The sequence below is a fragment of the Enterobacter sp. V89_11 genome, assembly GCF_029967775.1.
Lineage (GTDB): Bacteria > Pseudomonadota > Gammaproteobacteria > Enterobacterales > Enterobacteriaceae > Enterobacter > Enterobacter ludwigii.
Window position 1 is genome coordinate 155965 of sequence record NZ_JASCAN010000014.1, and the last position, 20798, is coordinate 176762.

Sequence of the window (20798 nt, forward strand, 5' to 3'; positions counted from 1 at the left end):
ATGCTCACCCGCTTGCGAGAAATAGTCGAGAAGGTGGCCAGTGCGCCGCGTCTGAATGAGGCGCTGAACATTCTGGTTACCGACATCTGTCTTGCGATGGAGACCGAAGTCTGTTCGGTGTATCTGGCCGACCACGATCGGCGTTGCTATTACCTGATGGCGACCCGTGGTTTGAAAAAGCCACGTGGACGCACCGTAACGCTCGCGTTTGATGAAGGTATTGTTGGTCTGGTTGGGCGACTCGCCGAACCTATCAACCTTGCCGACGCGCAAAAACACCCCAGCTTTAAATATATCCCCTCCGTAAAAGAAGATCGTTTCCGCGCCTTCCTGGGCGTGCCGATTATTCAGCGCCGTCAGCTGCTTGGTGTGCTGGTGGTACAGCAGCGTGAGTTGCGTCAGTACGATGAAAGCGAAGAGTCTTTCCTCGTCACGCTGGCCACGCAGATGGCCGCGATCCTCTCCCAGTCCCAGTTGACGGCACTGTTTGGTCAGTATCGTCATACGCGTATTCGCGCGCTTCCGGCGTCGCCGGGCGTCGCTATCGCCGAAGGCTGGATGGACGCCACTCTGCCGTTGATGGAACAGGTGTACGAAGCCTCAACGCTTGATGAAGCGCTTGAGCGTGAGCGTCTCACCGCCGCGCTGGAAGAGGCGTCGAATGAGTTTCGTCGCTACAGCAAGCGCTTTGCCGCTGGGGCGCAAAAAGAGACGGCGGCCATTTTTGACCTCTACTCGCACCTTCTCTCCGATGCACGTCTGCGCCGCGAGCTTTTTGACGAAGTCGACAAAGGTGCGGTTGCGGAGTGGGCGGTTAAAAAGGTCATCGAAAAATTTGCCGAGCAGTTTGCGGCACTGACCGACGGTTACCTGAAAGAGCGGGCCGGTGATTTACGCGCCCTGGGGCAGCGTTTACTGTTCCATCTTGATGACACTATTCAGGGCGCGAATGCCTGGCCAAAACGTTTTGTGCTGGTTGCCGATGAACTCTCCGCGACAACGCTGGCTGAACTGCCTCATGACCGCCTGGCGGGCGTAGTGGTACGCGATGGCGCGGCGAACTCGCACGCGGCCATTATGGTGCGTGCGCTGGGAATTCCCACCGTTATGGGGGCGGATATCCAGCCATCGGTGCTGCACCGACGCACCCTGGTGGTCGACGGTTATCGCGGTGAGCTGTTGGTTGATCCTGAGCCGGTTCTGCTTCAGGAATACCAGCGCCTTATCAGCGAAGAGAATGAATTAAGCAAGCTGGCAGAGGATGACGTTAATCTGCCCGCGCAGCTCAAAAGCGGCGAGCGAATCAAAGTCATGCTCAACGCAGGTTTAAGCCCCGAGCATGAAGAGAAGCTCGGCAGCCGCATCGACGGTATCGGCTTATACCGCACCGAAATCCCGTTCATGCTGCAAAGTGGCTTTCCTTCTGAAGAGGAGCAGGTCGCGCAGTATCAGGGCATGCTGCAGATGTTTAACGACAAACCGGTCACCCTGCGCACCCTTGATGTCGGGGCAGATAAACAGCTGCCGTACATGCCGATCAGTGAAGAAAACCCGTGCCTGGGCTGGCGTGGGATACGCATTACGCTCGATCAGCCTGAGATCTTCCTGATCCAGGTGCGTGCCATGCTGCGCGCGAATGCGGCGACGGGTAACCTTAGCATTTTACTGCCGATGGTCACCAGCATTGATGAGATTGACGAGGCGCGGCGTCTGATTGAGCGTGCCGGCCGTGAAGTCGAAGAGATGATTGGCTATGCGATCCCTAAACCACGAATTGGGGTGATGCTTGAAGTGCCGTCAATGGTCTTTATGCTGCCGCAGCTGGCTAACCGTGTCGACTTTATCTCGGTCGGTACCAATGACCTGACGCAGTATATTCTGGCCGTCGACCGTAACAACACGCGTGTTGCCAGCATTTATGACAGCCTGCACCCTGCGATGATCCGGGCGTTAGCGATGATCGCGCGAGAAGCCGAACAGCACGATATTGATTTGCGCCTGTGTGGTGAAATGGCCGGGGATTCGATGTGCGTAGCAATCCTGATTGGGCTGGGGTACCGCCACCTCTCCATGAACGGCCGTGCGGTTGCCCGCGTGAAGTACCTGCTGCGGCATATCGATATTGAGGATGCCCGCGAGCTGGCTGAACGCAGTCTTGAAGCGCAGCTGGCCGCTGAAGTGCGTCATCAGGTGGCTGCTTTCATGGAACGACGCGGTATGGGCGGCCTGATTCGCGGCGGTCGCTAATACGTACTTTTCACCTCACTCCGTCCTCGTCCTTTGTGACAGGGCGGCGGTGAGGATATAACACACTCCTCTATACACATCTTTTACATCTCTGGCGCATCCTCCGCGTCCGCCTTATGCTATGATTCGCAACTTTGGAGCCTCTGCTAACAGCAGAATCGCATTTCTACCGCTGTCCACTTTCAGCGGAATAACAACATCTTGTGGTGACAGATGAACAGTGGTTATCTGCATTTTCCGGAATTCGATCCGGTCATTTTCTCAATAGGACCTGTTTCGCTTCACTGGTACGGTCTGATGTACCTGGTCGGCTTCATTTTTGCCATGTGGCTTGCTGGCCGTCGCGCCAGTCGTCCCGGCAGTGGCTGGACCAAAAACGAAGTCGAGAACCTGCTGTATGCAGGCTTCCTTGGCGTGTTCCTGGGCGGCCGTATTGGGTATGTTCTGTTCTATAACCTCCCGGTATTCCTGAACGATCCACTCTACCTGTTCCGAGTATGGGATGGCGGCATGTCCTTCCACGGCGGGCTGATTGGTGTGATCCTGGTGATGGTGATTTTTGCCAAACGCACCAAACGCAACTTCTTCCAGGTGTCAGATTTTATCGCGCCACTGATCCCGTTTGGTCTGGGAGCAGGACGTCTGGGCAACTTTATCAATGGCGAGCTCTGGGGACGTGTCGACCCGAGTGTCTCCTTTACCATGCTGTTCCCGGGCTCGCGTGCAGAGGACATGGCGCTGCTGCCGTCTCATCCTGAGTGGCAATCCCTGTTCGATACTTACGGTGTTCTGCCGCGCCACATGTCTCAGCTTTACGAGCTGGCGCTGGAAGGCGTGGTGCTGTTTATCATCCTGAATCTGTTTATCCGTAAACCGCGTCCGATGGGGTCTGTCTCCGGTCTGTTCCTGATTGGCTACGGTGCATTCCGTATCATCGTCGAGTTCTTCCGCCAGCCGGATGCACAGTTCACCGGCGAATGGGTACAGTACATCAGCATGGGGCAGATCCTCTCCATTCCGATGATTGTCGCGGGTGTCATTATGATGATTTGGGCGTATCGTCGTCGTCCACAGCAACAACTTTCCTGAGGAACCATGAAACAGTATCTTGAACTGATGAAAAAAGTGCTCGATGAGGGCACGCCGAAAAATGACCGTACCGGTACCGGCACGCTCTCCATTTTTGGCCACCAGATGCGCTTCAATCTGCAGGAAGGTTTTCCGCTGGTGACGACAAAGCGCTGCCACCTGCGCTCGATCATTCATGAACTGCTCTGGTTCCTGCAAGGCGATACCAACGTTGCGTATCTGCATGAAAACAACGTCTCTATCTGGGACGAATGGGCAGATGAAAACGGCAACCTGGGCCCGGTGTACGGTAAGCAGTGGCGCGCATGGCCTACGCCGGATGGCCGCCATATTGACCAGATCACCACTGTGATGAACCAGCTGAAAAACGATCCGGACTCGCGCCGTATTATCGTTTCCGCCTGGAACGTCGGCGAGCTGGATAAAATGGCACTGGCACCGTGCCATGCGTTCTTCCAGTTCTATGTGGCAGACGGCAAGCTCTCCTGTCAGCTCTATCAGCGCTCCTGCGACGTGTTCCTCGGCCTGCCGTTCAACATTGCCAGCTATGCGTTGTTAGTGCATATGATGGCGCAGCAGTGCGATCTGGAAGTGGGCGATTTCGTCTGGACCGGTGGGGATACCCACCTCTACAGCAACCATATGGAACAGACGCATCTCCAGCTGACTCGCGAACCGCGCGCCTTGCCTAAGCTGATTATCAAACGCAAACCGGAATCCATTTTTGATTACCGCTTTGACGATTTTGAGATTGAGGGTTATGACCCTCATCCAGGCATCAAAGCGCCCGTCGCTATCTGAGGCCGTCAATCGTGACATAACCGGTGCTGTTTAGCGCCGGTTTTTTTTTCGCCTTCTTCCCGCTTTCCGACGCGTTATCCAGAACGTATGCAACGCGCTGCAACCGTTTAACTTTCCTTGATAAGGGCTCGTAAAACGGTCATCCGTTGCTCGTCAATTCCAGGCCATTTCGCCACACTCCCGGCATGAAAAAAGAGAACGGTTTTACGCTTATCGAAACCCTGGTGGCTATCTCGCTGGTGGTCATTCTCAGCGCCTCCGGGCTATACGGCTGGGACAACTGGCAACGACAGCAACGGCTCTGGCAAACCGCCGGACAGGTGCGTGATTACCTGGTATTTCTGCGTAATGACGCAAACCGGCACAACCGTGACCACCAGGTCACACTGCGGCGCGACAGGGGCGTCACCTGTCTGATGAGCGCATTCGTGCAGGGCTGTGATAAGGGCAGTTCGTTTGTATTTATTCCCCTGTGGCCGGAGGTCACGGTAAGTGAAATAACGCCGTTATTTGGCTTCTATGGACTCAGGGATACGGCATGGGCAGGGCGAATACGCCTGCAAAGTCGTGCAGGAGAATGGCTCGTCATTGTCTCGAATGGAGGGCGAATCAGGATGTGCAATGTCACAGGAGAAGGTTCATGTCCCTAAACCAGCAGGGTTTCTCACTGATGGAAGTTCTGATTGCCACGGCGATCAGCAGTCTGTTACTGATAAGCGCCTCGCGCTTTTTACCGGGCTTGCAGCGGGCTGTTTTACAGCAGTCCGGTCAGCGGGAGCTTGAGGAGGAGGTGTGGCAACGCCTTTTTTCCCTCGGCAAACAGCTTCAGCGTGCGGGATATTGCGCCGGAAACTGTGCGGGGCAGGGACTGACGATTGGCAGGCAAGGTCGCTGTGTCATTGTACGGTGGGATGCAAACAGTAACGGTAACTGGGATAGCTCGTCTTCGGAAAACGACAGCACAGGTTTTCGTCTGGAATCAGGTGCACTGGAGACCCTGCATGGGGCGACCTCGTGTGAGGGTAAAGGATGGGAGAAACTCACTGACCCCAACAGGCTTCTCATCCAGCACTTTGTGGTGAGTCAAGTTGAGCATGCGGGGTTTACCCCCCAGCTGAATATTGAAATGACTGCCCTTCGTCAGGGCGAGCAGGGGGCCCCCTGTCAGGCTTTTTATGGCGTCACGGGGTACAACCTGTGAACCGGCAGCGCGGAATGTCCTCGCTGGCGCTGGTATTACTTTTACTGGTGTTGGGCACGCTGATCCTCACCGGCCTCAATCAGCAGCTGGCCACGTTTAGCGCACTGGTGGGCGGTGAGAGCCGCTCGGTTCAACAGCAGGCATCCGTGCAGTCAGCGCTTGAATGGGGACGCGTTCAGAGCTGGTTATCTGAGCCTGAGATCCAGTGCAAAAAGGTATCGGCGTGGCGAGTTTGCCTGCGACTACTGAATGAAGCGCGTGTGCTGCTTATCGCCGGGAGTGATGACCTGCTGCTATGGCGCAGAGGCGAAATCATCGACGGTAAGATCCATTTCTCGCCACACGGCTGGAGTGATTTTTGTCCGCTTAAGGAGAATGCGTTATGCCAGCTGCCGTGAGCAGAGAAAAAGGCTTTAGCATGGTTGAGGTATTACTGGCGATGATGCTGCTGGTGATGATCGTCACGGCACTGTCGGGTTATCAGCGGGCACTGGCGACGCGGTTCTCCATGTTTAATCAGTATCGTCAGCTCTGGCACCATGCCTGGAATCAGTCTCAGCTTTCAACAATTGCTCTCCCGGCAGGCTGGCAGGTCAGTCGGGGGCAGACAACACTCTCTGGATGTGTCAGCATCACGGTTACACTTATTTCTCCTCTGGGGCGGCGCGGCGAGATGACGCGTCTGCATTGCCCGGTTAGCCAGTAGTCGGGAGCGTCTATGTTAAGGGTCTACCACTCAAATCGTCTGGATGTGCTGGAAGCGCTGATGGAATTTATCGTTGAGCGCGAGCGGCTTGACGATCCTTTTGAGCCAGAAATGGTGCTGGTGCAGAGCACCGGTATGGCGCAGTGGCTGCAGATGTCGCTTTCGCGTAAATTCGGCATTGCCGCAAATATCGATTTCCCGCTGCCCGCAAGTTTTATCTGGGAGATGTTTGTCCGCGTGTTGCCGGATATCCCGGAGCAGAGTGCCTTCAACAAGCAAAGCATGAGCTGGAAGCTGATGGCATTGTTGCCGGACATGCTGCAGCATGATGAATTCGTCATGCTACGCCACTACCTCAATGACGACACCGATAAACGCAAGCTGTTCCAGCTGGCATCGCGCACCGCCGATCTCTATGACCAGTATCTGGTGTATCGCCCGGAATGGCTGACTCGCTGGGAAGCGGGCGAGCGGGTCGATGGGTTACCGGAGGCGCAAGTCTGGCAGGCACCGCTCTGGAAAGCGCTGGTGGAACACACTGAGAAACTTGGCCAGCCGAAGTGGCACCGTGCAAACCTCTACCAGCGGTTTATCTCCATACTGGAAAACAGTGCTGAGCGACCAGGCCGGCTGCCCTCTCGCGTGTTTATCTGCGGCATCTCGGCGCTGCCACCGGTGTATTTGCAGGCGCTGAGTGCGCTGGGTAAACACATCGACATACATATCCTCTTTACCAATCCGTGTCGCCAGTACTGGGGCGACATTCAGGATGAACGCTGGCTTTCGCGACTGGTGTCTCGCCAGAGACGACGCCTGTTTGAAGAGCGTACCGTGCCACTGTTTAAAGACAGCGCGTCTGCCGCACAGCTATTTGATGAGCACGGCATTCAAAATCTGCCGAACCCGCTGCTTGCCTCCTGGGGAAAGCTGGGCCGTGACTACATTCACATGCTCTCAGACATCACGTCGTCAGGCGAAGGGGATGTGGATGCCTTCGTCGAGATCGCTCCGGATAGCCTGCTGCATAATATCCAGCTCGACATTCTGGATCTCGAAAACCGCGCCGTCATGGGCGTTACGGCGAAAGAATTTGAACGCAGCGACAGTAAGCGCAAGCTGGACGGCGACGATCGCAGCGTCACGATCCACGTTTGCCACAGCCCGCAGCGCGAGGTTGAAGTCCTTCACGATCAACTGCTGGCGATGCTGCAGGACGATCCTGAGCTGACGCCACGTGACATTGTGGTGATGGTGGCGGATATCGACAGTTACAGTCCCTTTATTCAGGCTGTTTTTGGGAGTGCGACGGGTGAACGCTACCTGCCGTACGCCATTTCTGACCGACGGGCCCGCCAGTCTCATCCGGCCTTGCAGGCCTTTATTACTTTGCTTTCATTACCGGATAGCCGGTTTATCTCCGAAGATGTCCTGGCATTACTGGATGTCCCAGTCCTGGCCGCACGTTTCAATATCAATGAAGAGGGGCTGCGCTACCTTCGTCAGTGGGTTAACGAGTCCGGCGTACGCTGGGGCATTGATGATGACAACGTTCAGGCGTTCGAGCTTCCTCCTACCGGCCAGCACACCTGGCGGTTTGGCCTGACGCGTATGCTGCTGGGCTATGCGATGGAAAGCAGCCAGGGCGAGTGGAATGAAGTCCTGCCCTACGATGAGTCCAGCGGGTTGATCGCTGAGCTGGTTGGTCATTTAGCTTCCCTGCTGATGCAACTTAACCGCTGGCGGCTTGAGTTGATGCAGCCGCGTCCGCTGGATGCGTGGCTCCCGGTTTGCAGGGCATTGCTCAATGATTTCTTCCTGCCGGACAGTGATACCGAAGCCGCTATGGCGCTCATTGAAACGCAGTGGCAGGCAATCGTCGAAGAGGGCGTGAGTTCCCACTATAACGAGGCTATCCCGTTGTCATTGCTGCGCGATGAGCTGACGCAACGGCTCGATCAGGAGCGAATTAGCCAGCGTTTCCTGGCAGGCCCAATCAATATTTGCACCCTGATGCCAATGCGTTCTATCCCGTTCAAAGTGGTGTGCCTGCTCGGAATGAATGACGGTATTTATCCACGCGCCCTGGCGCCGCTTGGTTTTGATCTGATGAGTGCGAATCCAAAGCGGGGCGATCGTAGCCGTCGTGACGATGACCGCTATCTCTTCCTTGAGGCGCTCATTTCGGCTCAACGTCAGCTGTATATCAGCTATATCGGCCGCTCTATCCAGGACAACAGCGAGCGCTTTCCTTCTGTTCTGGTGCAGGAACTGGTGGATTATATCGGGCAGAGCCACTATCTGGCGGGGGATGAAGCCCGTAACTGTGATGAAAGTGCGCAGCGAGTGAAAGCGCATATCACCCGCTTCCATAGCCGCATGCCGTTTGACCCGGTGAACTACGTGGTCAGCGATCATCAGAGCTATGCCCACGAATGGCTGCCTGCGGCGAAAAAAGAGGGGAGAGCGCATACCGATTTCATTCAGGAGCTTGATCCTCGCCCGATAGACACCCTGACCTTTGAACAGCTTCAGCGGTTTTGGGGGCATCCGGTACGCGCTTTCTTCCAGCAACGGTTGCAGGTCAATTTCCGTTCTGAAGAGAGTGAAATTCCTGATGCAGAGCCGTTTACGCTGGAAGGGCTGGAGCGGTATCAGTTAAACCTGCAGTTGCTGAACGCGCTGGTTGAAGAGGAAGATGCCGACAAGCTTTACCGCCGCTACCGTGCTGCGGGGCAGTTACCCTACGGGGCGTTCGGAGAAATTGTCTGGGAGGCGCAGCGCCAGGAGATGGAAGCTCTGGCAGAACGCGTGAGGGAATGCCGGCAACCCGGAACCAGTCTTGAAATCGATCTCAACTGCCAGGGTGTGCAGCTCACGGGCTGGCTAACTCAGGTACAGCCGGATGGGCTCCTGCGCTGGCGTCCTTCCATGCTTAGCGTTTCACAAGGTTTGCAACTCTGGCTCGAACATCTTGTCTACAGTGCTGGCGGCCATAAAGGCGAAAGCCGTATTTTTGTCCGCAAAGAGGGCGAATGGCGCTTTCCGCCGATGGACGCAGAGCAGGCGTTACGTTATTTATCCTTGTACGTTGAAGGCTACCTGCGGGGAATGAATAAACCGCTCCTGCTACTGCCCGAGAGCGGTGGTGCCTGGATAAAAGCCTGTTATGACGCACAGAATGATGCCATGTTAACGGATGACGCTTCACTGCAAAAAGCACGGAGTAAATTCATGCAGGTGTATGAAGGTAACATGATGGTGCGCGGCGAAGGTGAGGATGTCTGGTATCAACGTTTATGGCGAACGCTTGAGCCTGAATACTTCGAGGCTATCACGGAAGAAGCACAACGCTACCTGTTACCGTTGTTCAAATTTAATCAGTCCTGAGTGCTGTATAAAAATTGCGCAGCATGGGGTGTTCATTTATGATGCACTTCTTATCACGGACTGATGTACCCAAAGAAAGAGATGTTGGTGAGTCCAGCACGCAGTTTGTTAATGATGTAGCCGTGATAAAGAGGTCGTAATGCCAGGCAGCACCTTGTTCAAAGCGTTTGTTTTGTTTGTCGCCCTTTGGGCACCTTTCACTCAGGCAGGCTCCGGTTGGCAACCCATTCAGGAAACTATCCGTAAGAGCGAAAAAGATACCCGTCAGTATCAGGCTATTCGCCTTGATAACGGGATGACTGTGCTGCTGGTTTCCGATCCGCAGGCGGTGAAATCCCTGTCGGCACTGGTGGTGCCGGTTGGGTCGCTGGAAGATCCGGAAGCCCACCCTGGGCTTGCACACTATCTGGAACATATGACGCTTATGGGTTCCAAAAAATACCCCCAGCCAGATAGCCTGTCCGAATTTCTCAAAATGCATGGCGGCAGCCACAACGCCAGCACGGCGCCGTACCGTACAGCCTTCTATCTCGAAGTTGAGAATGATGCGCTGGGAGGTGCAGTGGATCGTCTGGCGGATTCTATCGCGGCTCCCCTGCTGGATAAAAAATACGCTGACCGCGAACGCAATGCCGTTAATGCTGAACTGACCCTTGCCCGTACGCGAGACGGGATGCGTATGGCGCAGGTGAGTGCAGAAACCATTAACCCGGCGCACCCGGGATCGCGTTTTTCCGGTGGTAATCTGGAGACGCTGAGCGATAAACCGAACAGCCCGGTGCTGGATGCCCTGCATGCCTTTCGCGATAAATACTACTCCGCCAATCTGATGAAAGCGGTCATCTACAGCAACAAACCGTTGCCTGAGCTGGCAAGCATGGCGGCACAGACGTTTGGCCGGGTACCGAATAAAAATATCGACCTGCCGCAGATAAACGTTCCTGTGGTCACGGACGCGCAAAAAGGGATCGTTATCCACTACGTTCCTGCACTGCCGCGTAAAGTGTTACGCGTTGAGTTCCGCATTGATAACAATACGGCGCAGTTTCGCAGCAAAACCGATGAACTGGTCACCTACCTGATTGGCAACCGTAGCCCGGGAACACTTTCTGACTGGCTGCAAAAACAAGGGCTGGTGGAAGGTATCCGTGCCGACTCCGATCCGGTTGTGAACGGCAACAGCGGCGTGCTGGCGATCTCCGCCACCCTGACTGACAAAGGTCTGGCTCACCGTGATGACGTCGTGGCGGCTATCTTCAGCTACCTCTCTTTGCTGCGCGATAAAGGCGTCGATAAACGTTACTTTGATGAACTGGCGCACGTGCTGGATCTCGATTTCCGTTATCCGTCCATTACCCGCGACATGGATTACGTTGAATGGCTGGCCGATACCATGATCCGTGTGCCGGTGGAACATACCCTCGACGCGGTCAATATTGCCGACCAGTATGACGCCGACGCGGTAAAAGCCCGTCTGGCGATGATGACGCCGCAGAATGCCCGCGTCTGGTATATCAGCCCGAACGAACCGCATAACAAAATGGCCTATTTTGTCGATGCCCCTTACCAGGTGGATAAAATCAGTGACCAGACCTTCGCCGACTGGCAGAAAAAGGCCGGTGAGATCGCGCTTAAATTGCCGGAGCTGAACCCCTACATTCCGGATGATTTCTCGCTGATTAAAACCACGAAAGCCTATCCGCACCCGGAACTTATCGTTGACGAGCCGACGCTGCGCGTGGTGTATACGCCAAGCCGCTATTTCGCGAGTGAACCGAAAGCCGATGTGAGCGTGGTTCTGCGTAACCCAAAAGCAATGAACAGCGCTAAAAATCAGGTGATGTTTGCGCTCAATGACTATCTTGCCGGTATCGCACTCGATCAGCTTAGCAATCAGGCGGCCGTCGGCGGGATAAGCTTCTCGACCAACGCCAATAACGGTCTGATGGTCAATGCCAACGGCTACACCCAGCGTCTGCCGCAGCTGTTCCAGGCGTTACTGGAAGGTTATTTCAGCTATACCCCGACGGAAGAGCAACTTGAGCAGGCCAAATCCTGGTATGCGCAGATGATGGATTCTGCCGAGAAGGGTAAAGCGTATGACCTGGCGCTCATGCCGACGCAAATGCTTTCGCAAATTCCCTATTTCCAGCGCGAAGATCGCCGGGCGCTGCTGCCCTCTATCACCTTAAAAGATGTGCTGGCGTATCGTGATGCGCTGAAAACGAACACGCGTCCGGAGTTCCTTATCGTCGGAAACATGAGTGACGTACAGGCCAAAACACTGGCAGAAAATGTCCGTACGCAGCTTGGTTCGAAAGGCGACGAGTGGTGCCGCAACCAGGACGTACTGGTTGAGAAAAAACAGAATGTGATTTTTGAAAAGGCGGGTAACAGCACGGATTCAGCCCTGGCCGCTGTGTTTGTACCCACGGGTTATGATGAATTCACCAGTACCGCGCAGAGTGCGGTGCTGGGGCAGATTATTCAGCCGTGGTTCTACAACCAGCTGCGTACAGAAGAGCAGCTTGGTTACGCGGTCTTTGCCTTCTCCATGAACGTGGGTCGCCAGTGGGGGCTGGGCTTCCTGCTGCAAAGCAGTGATAAACAGCCTGCTTATCTCTGGCAGCGTTATCAGGCATTCTTCCCACAGGCGGAAGCGAAGCTGCGGGCGATGAAGCCGGAGGAGTTTGCTCAGATTCAGCAGGCCGTCATCGCTCAGGTGATGCAGCCGCCGCAGACGCTGGGTGAAGAAGCATCACAACTGAGCAAAGATTTTGATCGCGGTAATCTGAAATTTGATTCGCGTGATAAAGTAGTGGCCGAGATAAAACAGCTGACGCCGCAGAAGGTTGCTGATTTCTTCCACCAGGCGGTGGTTAAACCGCAGGGAATGGCGATTCTGTCGCAGGTTTCCGGTAGTCAGAACGGGAAAACGGACTACGTTAACCCCAAAGGCTGGACGATCTGGAAGAGCGTCAGCGCGCTGCAGCAATCTATGCCCTGGAGTAAGAAAGAATGACCGATACCGCTGAGCCCCTTAATCCCTTACGTTTACCTCTACAGGGTGAACGATTGATTGAAGCCTCAGCGGGAACGGGAAAAACCTTCACCATCGCCGCGCTCTATCTGCGTCTTCTGTTAGGGCTTGGTGGTAACGCCGCTTTTCCACGTCCGTTAAGCGTGGAAGAGCTGCTGGTGGTCACCTTCACCGAGGCCGCTACCGCTGAGCTGCGCGGTCGTATTCGTGCCAATATTCATGAGCTGCGCATCGCCTGCCTGCGCCAGACCACGGATAACCCTCTCTACGCCAACCTTCTTGAAGAGATTGCAGATAAGCAACAGGCCGCCCAGTGGCTGCTGTTGGCGGAACGGCAGATGGACGAAGCGTCCGTTTTCACCATTCATGGTTTTTGTCAGCGCATGCTGAGCCTGAATGCGTTTGAATCCGGAATGCTGTTTGAACAGCAGCTCATTGAAGATGAATCTGTGCTTCGCTATCAGGCCTGTGCGGATTTCTGGCGTCGCCACTGTTACCCTTTATCGCGCGATATCGCTGAAGCGGTCCATGCGTTGTGGAAAGGTCCCGAAGAGCTTCTTCGCGCTATCGACCGTTATCTTCAGGGCGAAGCGCCGGTTATCAAATCCCCGCCACCTGCAGACGAAACGCTGGCTTCACGTCATGAAAAGATCGTCGGAAAAATTGCTGCGCTCAAGCAACAATGGAATGCGTCCGTCGGTGAGATTGAGGCAATCATCGAAAACTCCGGGATCGACAGACGTAAATTTAACCGCGGCAACCAGGGTAAATGGATCGAGAAGATCAGCGCCTGGGCGCAGGAAGAGACGCGCGGTTATCAGCTTCCGGACGCACTGGAGAAATTCTCGCAGCGTTTTTTGATTGAGCGGACTAAAGCCGACGGCATTGTGCCTGAGCATCCTCTGTTTGTTGCGATTGAATCGCTGCTCGCTGAGCCACTCACGCTCAATGACCTGATGATCACCCGCGCCATGACGGAAATTCGCGAAGCCGTATCACGTGAGAAACGTCGCCGTGGCGAACTGGGTTTTGACGATATGCTGAGCCGCCTTGATGCGGCGCTGTGCAGTGAAAACGGCGAAGCCCTTGCCTGCGCGATCCGCACCCGATTCCCGGTAGCGATGATTGACGAATTTCAGGATACGGACCCTCAGCAGTACCGTATTTTCCGCCGCATCTGGCGACAACAGCCCGACACTGCGCTGTTGTTAATCGGCGATCCGAAACAGGCCATTTACGCCTTCCGCGGTGCGGATATTTTCACCTACATGAAGGCCCGCAGTGAGGTAGAGGCGCACTATACGCTGGATACCAACTGGCGCTCTTCCCCGGGCATAGTGCAAAGCGTCAATGCGCTGTTTAGCCGCATGGATACGGCGTTTATGTTCCGTGAGATCCCCTTTCAGCCGGTAAAGTTTGCCGCAAAAAACAGCTCGCTGCGTTTCGAATTCAACGGGGTGACGCAGCCCGCCATGAACTTCTGGCTGCTTGACGGTGAAGGCTGTGGCGTCGCGGACTATCAAAATGCCATGGCCCAGCATTGTGCCGCGCAGATCCGTGACTGGCTCAGCGCTGGTGCGCGTGGCGAGGCGCTGTTGTGGAAGGAAAATGAGTCAGCCCCCGTGAAGGCTTCTGATATCACGGTGCTGGTGCGCAGTCGTCAGGAGGCGTCGCTGATCCGCGATGCGCTTACCCTGCTGAACATCCCGTCCGTTTACCTCTCAAACCGTGACAGCGTTTTTGAAACTCTGGAAGCACAGGAGATGTTGTGGCTGCTTCAGGCCGTGCTGTCCCCGGAGCGCGAAAGTACGCTTCGCAGTGCACTAGCCAGCGCCATGCTCGGTCTGAACGCCCGTGACATTGATGCACTCAATAATGACGAAGCCGCATGGGATGCGGTCGTCGAAGAGTTTGTTCACTACCGTGAACGATGGCAGAAGCGCGGTGTGATGGCGATGGTGCGTGAGCTCATGGCGAAGCGACACCTTGCGGAGAATATGCTCGCGACAGCAGGCGGTGAACGCCGTCTGACCGACATTTTACATATCAGTGAGCTGTTGCAGGAGGCGGGCACGCAGCTTGAAAGCGAACATGCTCTGGTGCGCTGGCTGGCGCAACAGATTGCCGACCCAAACAGCAACGCCTCCAGCCAGCAGATGCGTCTTGAGAGTGATAAACATCTGGTACAGATCGTCACGATTCACAAGTCGAAAGGCCTGGAGTATCCGCTGGTCTGGCTGCCGTTTATCGCCAATTACCGCGTGCAGGATCAGGCCTTTTACCACGATCGCGAGTCGTTCGACGCGGTGCTCGATCTCAGTAAAGCGGAGTCCAGCGTTGAGCTGGCCGAGGCCGAACGTCTGGCGGAAGATTTACGCCTGCTCTACGTGGCATTGACCCGTTCGGTCTGGCACTGCAGCCTGGGCGTGGCGCCGCTGTTTCGCCGTCGTGGCGACAAGTCGGGGGAGAGCGATTTCCACCTGAGCGCGCTGGGGCGACTCATTCAGCTCGGCGAGCCCAAAGATGCTGCCGGGCTGCGCCAGTGCATCGAGTCGCTGTGCGGCGAGCATGTTGCCCTGCACATTCCGTCGCCACCCGATAACAGCCGCTGGCAGATGCCGGACTGGCGGGAATCTGAACTGGAAGCCCGGCAGATTCTGCGCACCATTGCCGACGACTGGCGCGTTACCAGCTACTCCGGGTTACAGCAGCACGGGCAGAGCATTGCGCAGGACCTGATGCCAAAGCTGGATATTGATGCCGCCGGAGCCGGTAGCGTGCCGGTTGAGCCTGCGCTTACGCCGCATCAATTTCCACGCGGCGCGTCACCGGGAACCTTTTTGCATAGCCTGTTTGAAGAGCTGGATTTTACCCATCCTGTCTCTGACGAATGGGTCCTGAAGATGTTACAGAGTGGGGGCTATGATGCACAATGGCAGCCGGTCCTCACCGAGTGGATCCGCGCTATTCTGCACGCCCCGCTCACGGCAGAGGGCCTCTCTCTCAGCCAGTTGACCGCCAAAGATAAACAGGTGGAGATGGAGTTTTACCTTCCCATCGCCAGCCCGCTGCGGGCTGACGTGCTTGATGCGGTGATCCGCGAGTATGACCCGTTGTCCGCCGGTTGCCCGCCGCTGAACTTCCGCCAGGTGCAGGGGATGTTAAAAGGCTTTATCGACCTGGTTTTCCGTCACGAAGGGCGCTACTACCTGCTGGATTACAAATCAAACTGGCTGGGTGAGAACAGCGAAGCCTACACCCAGCAGGCGATGGCATCCGCCATGCAAATGCATCGCTACGATCTGCAGTACCAGCTCTATACTCTGGCGCTGCATCGTTATCTGCGCCATCGCATTGCTGACTACCGTTACGAAGAGCACTTTGGTGGGGTGATTTACCTTTTCCTGCGCGGTGTGGATGCGGCTGACCCGCGTTCAGGCATCTTTAGCACACGCCCGCATGCGGCACTGATTGAGAAAATGGATAACTTATTTGCAGCAAACACGGAGGAAGTGGCATGACGATGCAGGAATTGTTGCTGGAAGCGGTAGAACAGCGACTACTGCGCCACCTGGACGTACAGTTCGCCATGATGGTGTCCGGTGATGAGCCTGCCGTGATGCTCGCCGCTGCCATCCTGAGTAAAGACGCAGGGGAAGGGCACGTTTGCCTGCCGCTTTCGCGTCTGGCGATGGATGAGAAAATGCCCGCGGCCCTGCAGTCCTGTTTTGCACTGCTGGGAGAATCCGTGGACTGGCCGACGGTGTTGCACCGTTCGCCTGCCGTCAGCGCAGCCGATAGCCAGACACCCATGATCCTGACGGGCGATCGTTTGTATCTCAACCGACTGTGGCGTAATGAACTGGCGGTCGCGCGTTTTTTCAGCGAGACCAATGCGCCTCTTCCCTGCGATGAAGACCAACTGCGGCAAACGCTGGATACCTTGTTTACCTCTGTTGAGGCGACAGACTGGCAGAAAGTGGCGGCGGCCGTGGCCTTAACACGGCGGATCTCCGTCATCTCTGGCGGCCCGGGAACCGGTAAAACTACCACCGTGGCCAAACTGCTTGCCGCCCTGATTCAGTTATCGGGTGAGCAAAAGTGCCGTATTCGTCTGGCGGCCCCTACCGGCAAAGCGGCGGCACGCCTGACCGAGTCGTTAGGTGGTGCGCTGCAGAAGTTGCCACTCACCGGGGAGCAGCTTGCCCTTTTCCCAAACGAAGCCAGCACGCTGCACCGGCTGCTGGGTGCTCAGCCGGGAAGCCAGCGTCTGCGTTATCACGCCGGTAACCCGTTGCACCTGGATGTGCTGGTGGTGGATGAGGCGTCAATGATCGACCTGACGATGATGGCGCGGTTGATTGATGCTCTGCCAGCGCACGCCCGCGTCATTTTCCTGGGCGATCGCGACCAGCTTGCCTCGGTGGAAGCCGGGGCGGTGCTGGGAGATATCTGCACTTATGCAAGCCTGGGATATACCGCTGAACGCGCTGAGGAGCTGTCCCGTCTGACCGGCTGTTCGCTCGCCAGTGAAAACCATTCCCTGGCGGGGGCGCTGCGCGACAGCCTGTGCCTGCTGCAAAAAAGCTACCGTTTCGGCAGCGACTCGGGCATCGGTCAGCTGGCTTCGGCTGTGAACAGAGGCGACCGGCAGATGACCTGTGCGGTATTTGACGGTCAATTCACCGATATCGAGAAAAAATCGCTGCAAACCGGGGAAGAGTATCAGGCGATGCTTGATGACGCCCTGCAGGGGTATCAGCATTTCCTGACGGGTGTACAACAGCAATGCACGCCCGCACAGGCGCTCGCCGCCTTTGGCGAGTATCAGCTACTGTGCGCACTGAGGGAAGGGCCATTTGGCGTAAGCGGTCTGAACGACAGGTTCGAACAGCTGCTGGGCCAGAAACGCAAAATCCACCGCACCCCGCACTCGCGCTGGTATGAGGGACGCCCGGTGATGATCGCCCGCAACGATAGCGCGCTGGGGTTGTTTAACGGGGATATCGGGATTGCCCTCGATCGTGGACTGGGGCTGCGCGTCTGGTTCCAGATGCCGGATGGAAGCGTGAAGTCCGTTCAGCCCAGCCGTCTGCCTGAACATGAAACGGCCTGGGCAATGACGGTGCATAAGTCTCAGGGCTCCGAGTTCAACCATGCGGCGCTGATCCTGCCGACACAGCTTTCGCCCGTTATTACCCGCGAACTGATTTATACCGCCATTACGCGCGCGCGTCAGCGCCTGTCGCTGTATGCCGATGAGCGCGTACTGCTACAGGCGATTGCCACCCGCACGGAACGTCGAAGCGGCCTGAGCGCGATATTTGAATCCCTTTAAGCGATAGCCCCCACCGGGTGGTGAGGGCTTCGTATTATCCCAGATCGGCCATCAGCACTTTTGACCGGCGCTGATAGTTGTACATCTCTTTCTTACTCTCCGGCAGTGATTCAATGTCCACCGGTGTAAATCCGCGCTCCTGGAACCAGTGAATGCTGCGCGTAGTCAGCACGAACAGCTTGTTCAGCCCCATCTGACGCGCCTGAGCCGCCACGCGCTCAAGCAGCATTTCACCCCGTGAAGAGCTCCGGTAGTCAGGATGCACCGCCACGCAGGCCATTTCTCCGATCTGCTCTTCCGGGAACGGGTAGAGAGCGGCGCAGGCAATGGTCAGGTTATCGCGCTGAATAATGGTGAATTTGTCGATCTCCATCTCCAGCTGTTCGCGGGAGCGCCGAACCAGAATGCCCTGCTGTTCCAGTGGGCGAATCAGCTCCAGAATTCCGCCAATATCATTGATGGTGGCGCGACGGATCTGCTCCGCGCTCTCCATCACAATCTGGGTGCCGATACCATCGCGGGAGAACAGTTCCTGCAGCAGGGCACCGTCTTCCTGATAGCTGATCAGGTGGCTACGACGCACGCCACTGCGGCAGGCCTTCACGGCACCGCGCAAAAAACGCACGGTACCCGAGTGGTAATCCCCCTCGGCTTCCAGCGCTTCTACGCGAGCCTGGGCCTCATTCGGGAAGAGCTCTGGCACAATCACCCCTTCATCATTCACGACGCCCTGGGAAGAGCAAAACCCAATCATTTTCTCCGCCTTCAGCTTGATGGCCAACTGAGTGGCAATCTCTTCTGAGGTGAGATTAAAGCTTTCACCGGTTACGGACACTGCCACAGGCCCCATCAGCACGATGGCACCGCTGTCCAGCTGGCGGTGAATGGCCTCTTCATCGATACGACGAATACGTCCGCTATGGCAATAGTCCACGCCATCGTCCACGCCGAGAGGCTGAGCGATGATAAAATTGCCGCTCACAACGTTGATGTGCGCGCCCTGCAGCGGTGTGTTGTTAAGGCTCATCGACAGGCGAGCGGTGATATCCAGCTGCAGCAGACCCGCCGCCTGTTTCACCAGCTCAAGGGTTTTCGCATCCGTGACGCGGGTATGTTTATGGTAAATCGGCTCGTGGTGATGCGCGGCCAGGTTGGCATCAATCTGCGGGCGCGCGCCATACACCACAACCAGGCGGATCCCGAGGCTGTGCAGCAGGCCAATGTCATTGACGATGCTGGAAAAGTTTTCATGCTCAATGGCTTCGCCGCCGAGCATGATGACAAACGTTTTTCCCCGATGGGCGTTGATATAGGGAACAGAATGGCGGAATCCCTGGACCAGTTCGGTTCTACGTTCCTTCACCATGACACAACCCTTAATGAATGTTTATTCGTAATTTCTGTATTTTTATTCGATTGTGGCCGTGTGTGCAAGCCTAAATTTTCTGCGACCCACAGAAATTGATAAGTAATCCGTGCGTTAGCGTATGAATGTTTACCCTTTTATAGATGACAGTTTATGCGTCATTCGTTAAAGTTTTCGGTCAATTTAGCGATTTTGTAAATCAATCACTTTTCTTGCTCGGGAGAAGCATGTCGGGATCCAATTCAGCAATAAGCCGCCGCCGGTTGTTAAAAGGGGCAGGGGCGATGTGGTTGCTTAGCGTCAGCCAGGTGGGTCTTGCCGCCACCAGTCAGGTGGTGGCGGTGCGCGTCTGGCCGTCGTCGACCTATACACGCGTCACGGTAGAATCCAATCGGGTGCTGAAATATAAGCAATTTGCTCTCAGCAATCCTGAGCGTGTGGTGGTGGATCTCGAAGGTGTTAACCTCAACTCTGTGCTTAAGGGAATGGCGGCGCAGATCCGCGGCGACGATCCGTTTATCAAATCGGCGCGCGTGGGTCAGTTTGATCCGCAAACCGTGCGCATGGTGTTCGAGCTGAAGCAAAACGTTAAACCGCAGCTGTTTGCCCTGGCGCCTGTTGCGACGTTCAAAGAGCGTCTGGTCATGGATCTCTATCCGGCGAATGCGACGGATATTCAGGATCCGCTGCTGGCATTACTGGAAGACTACAACCAGGGCAACCTGGAGAAGCAGGTGCCACCGGCCCAGAGCGGTCCGCAGCCCGGAAAAGCAGGGCGCGATCGCCCGATTGTGATCATGCTAGATCCTGGCCATGGCGGCGAAGACTCGGGCGCAGTGGGGAAATATCGTACCCGGGAAAAAGATGTGGTGCTGCAAATCGCCCGCCGGCTGAAGGCGCTGATCGATAAAGAAGGCAATATGCGCGCCTACATGACGCGAAACGAAGATGTCTTTATTCCACTGAAAGTCCGCGTGGCGAAAGCCCAGAAGCAGCGTGCAGACTTGTTCGTCTCGATTCATGCCGATGCGTTTACCAGCCGCCAGCCGAGCGGTTCGTCGGTGTTTGCGCTCTCGACTAAAGGGGCAACCAGCACCGCCGCAAGATTCCTGGCTGACTCTCAGAACGCCTCGGACCTGATTGGCGGCGTGAGCAAAAGTGGCGACCGCTATGTCGACCACACCATGTTTGATATGGTGCAGTCGCTGACCATCACCGACAGCCTGAAATTTGGTAAAGCGGTGCTGGGCAAGCTAGGCAATGTTAATAAGCTGCACAAAAACAGCGTTGAACAGGCCGGGTTCGCGGTGCTGAAGGCCCCGGATATTCCGTCGATTCTGGTCGAGACCGCGTTTATCAGTAACGTGGAAGAAGAGCGTAAGCTCAGGACGGCAAAATTCCAGCAGGAAGTGGCAGAGTCGATTCTGGCAGGGATCCGGGCGTATTTCTCAGATGGGGCGACGCTGGCAAGGCTTGGGTAGTTGAGTGCGCCGGGTAAACGCCCGGCAGTTTCACACACCGCAGATACAAAAAAACACCCTGAAGGGTGTTTATTGTTTTTAGAAGTGTTGGTTGCGGGGGCCGGATTTGAACCGACGACCTTCGGGTTATGAGCCCGACGAG

13 protein-coding genes are annotated in these 20798 nt (G+C 56.0%); 12 read left to right on the forward strand and 1 reads right to left on the reverse strand.

What is annotated here, in order from left to right; genetic code table 11:
• From ptsP to recD, 11 genes are all read left to right on the forward strand, one after another.
• Positions 1 to 2247, forward strand: a complete 2247-nt coding sequence (gene ptsP / locus QLG09_RS12730) for a phosphoenolpyruvate--protein phosphotransferase (protein ID WP_014171450.1) — start codon at positions 1 to 3, stop codon at positions 2245 to 2247.
• Between the two features lie 213 nt (positions 2248 to 2460).
• Positions 2461 to 3336, forward strand: coding sequence for a prolipoprotein diacylglyceryl transferase (gene lgt, locus QLG09_RS12735; protein ID WP_014171449.1), 876 nt, complete (start codon positions 2461 to 2463; stop codon positions 3334 to 3336).
• A 6-nt stretch (positions 3337 to 3342) separates the two neighbouring features.
• Positions 3343 to 4137 (forward strand): thymidylate synthase, encoded by a 795-nt coding sequence (gene thyA / locus QLG09_RS12740; protein WP_013098550.1) that lies wholly within the window; start codon positions 3343 to 3345, stop codon positions 4135 to 4137.
• Positions 4138 to 4322: 185 nt separating this feature from the next.
• The gene (locus tag QLG09_RS12745; protein WP_282488951.1) at positions 4323 to 4787 is read left to right on the forward strand and encodes a prepilin peptidase-dependent protein; all 465 of its coding nucleotides are present in this window, start codon (positions 4323 to 4325) and stop codon (positions 4785 to 4787) included.
• Positions 4778 to 5338 (forward strand): prepilin peptidase-dependent protein, encoded by a 561-nt coding sequence (locus tag QLG09_RS12750; protein WP_049023264.1) that lies wholly within the window; start codon positions 4778 to 4780, stop codon positions 5336 to 5338. The genes QLG09_RS12745 and QLG09_RS12750 overlap by 10 nt, the downstream gene beginning before the upstream one ends.
• Positions 5335 to 5736 (forward strand): DUF2509 family protein, encoded by a 402-nt coding sequence (locus QLG09_RS12755; RefSeq protein ID WP_049023265.1) that lies wholly within the window; start codon positions 5335 to 5337, stop codon positions 5734 to 5736. The genes QLG09_RS12750 and QLG09_RS12755 overlap by 4 nt, the downstream gene beginning before the upstream one ends.
• Positions 5721 to 6044: a prepilin-type N-terminal cleavage/methylation domain-containing protein gene (locus QLG09_RS12760; RefSeq protein ID WP_014171443.1), complete on the forward strand. Its 324-nt coding sequence runs from the start codon at positions 5721 to 5723 to the stop codon at positions 6042 to 6044. The genes QLG09_RS12755 and QLG09_RS12760 overlap by 16 nt, the downstream gene beginning before the upstream one ends.
• A 12-nt stretch (positions 6045 to 6056) precedes the next feature.
• Complete coding sequence (gene recC / locus QLG09_RS12765) at positions 6057 to 9431, forward strand: exodeoxyribonuclease V subunit gamma (RefSeq protein WP_049023266.1); 3375 nt, start codon at positions 6057 to 6059, stop codon at positions 9429 to 9431.
• A 139-nt stretch (positions 9432 to 9570) separates the two neighbouring features.
• Positions 9571 to 12453 (forward strand): pitrilysin, encoded by a 2883-nt coding sequence (gene ptrA / locus QLG09_RS12770; protein ID WP_020883783.1) that lies wholly within the window; start codon positions 9571 to 9573, stop codon positions 12451 to 12453.
• Positions 12450 to 15992 carry an exodeoxyribonuclease V subunit beta gene (recB, locus tag QLG09_RS12775; RefSeq protein WP_049023267.1) on the forward strand — a complete coding sequence of 1181 codons (3543 nt, stop codon included), beginning with the start codon at positions 12450 to 12452 and terminating at the stop codon, positions 15990 to 15992. The genes ptrA and recB overlap by 4 nt, the downstream gene beginning before the upstream one ends.
• Positions 15989 to 17809 (forward strand): exodeoxyribonuclease V subunit alpha, encoded by a 1821-nt coding sequence (gene recD / locus QLG09_RS12780; RefSeq protein ID WP_049023268.1) that lies wholly within the window; start codon positions 15989 to 15991, stop codon positions 17807 to 17809. The genes recB and recD overlap by 4 nt, the downstream gene beginning before the upstream one ends.
• A gap of 34 nt (positions 17810 to 17843) precedes the next feature.
• Here recD and argA read toward each other — a convergent pair whose 3' ends face one another.
• Entirely contained in the window at positions 17844 to 19175 is a 1332-nt protein-coding gene (gene argA / locus QLG09_RS12785) for an amino-acid N-acetyltransferase (protein ID WP_020883786.1), read from the reverse strand.
• 227 nt (positions 19176 to 19402) lie between these two features.
• Between argA and amiC the strand changes: the two genes are divergently transcribed.
• Complete coding sequence (gene amiC, locus QLG09_RS12790; protein WP_020883787.1) at positions 19403 to 20656, forward strand: N-acetylmuramoyl-L-alanine amidase AmiC; 1254 nt, start codon at positions 19403 to 19405, stop codon at positions 20654 to 20656.
• Positions 20657 to 20798: the final 142 nt, after the last annotated feature.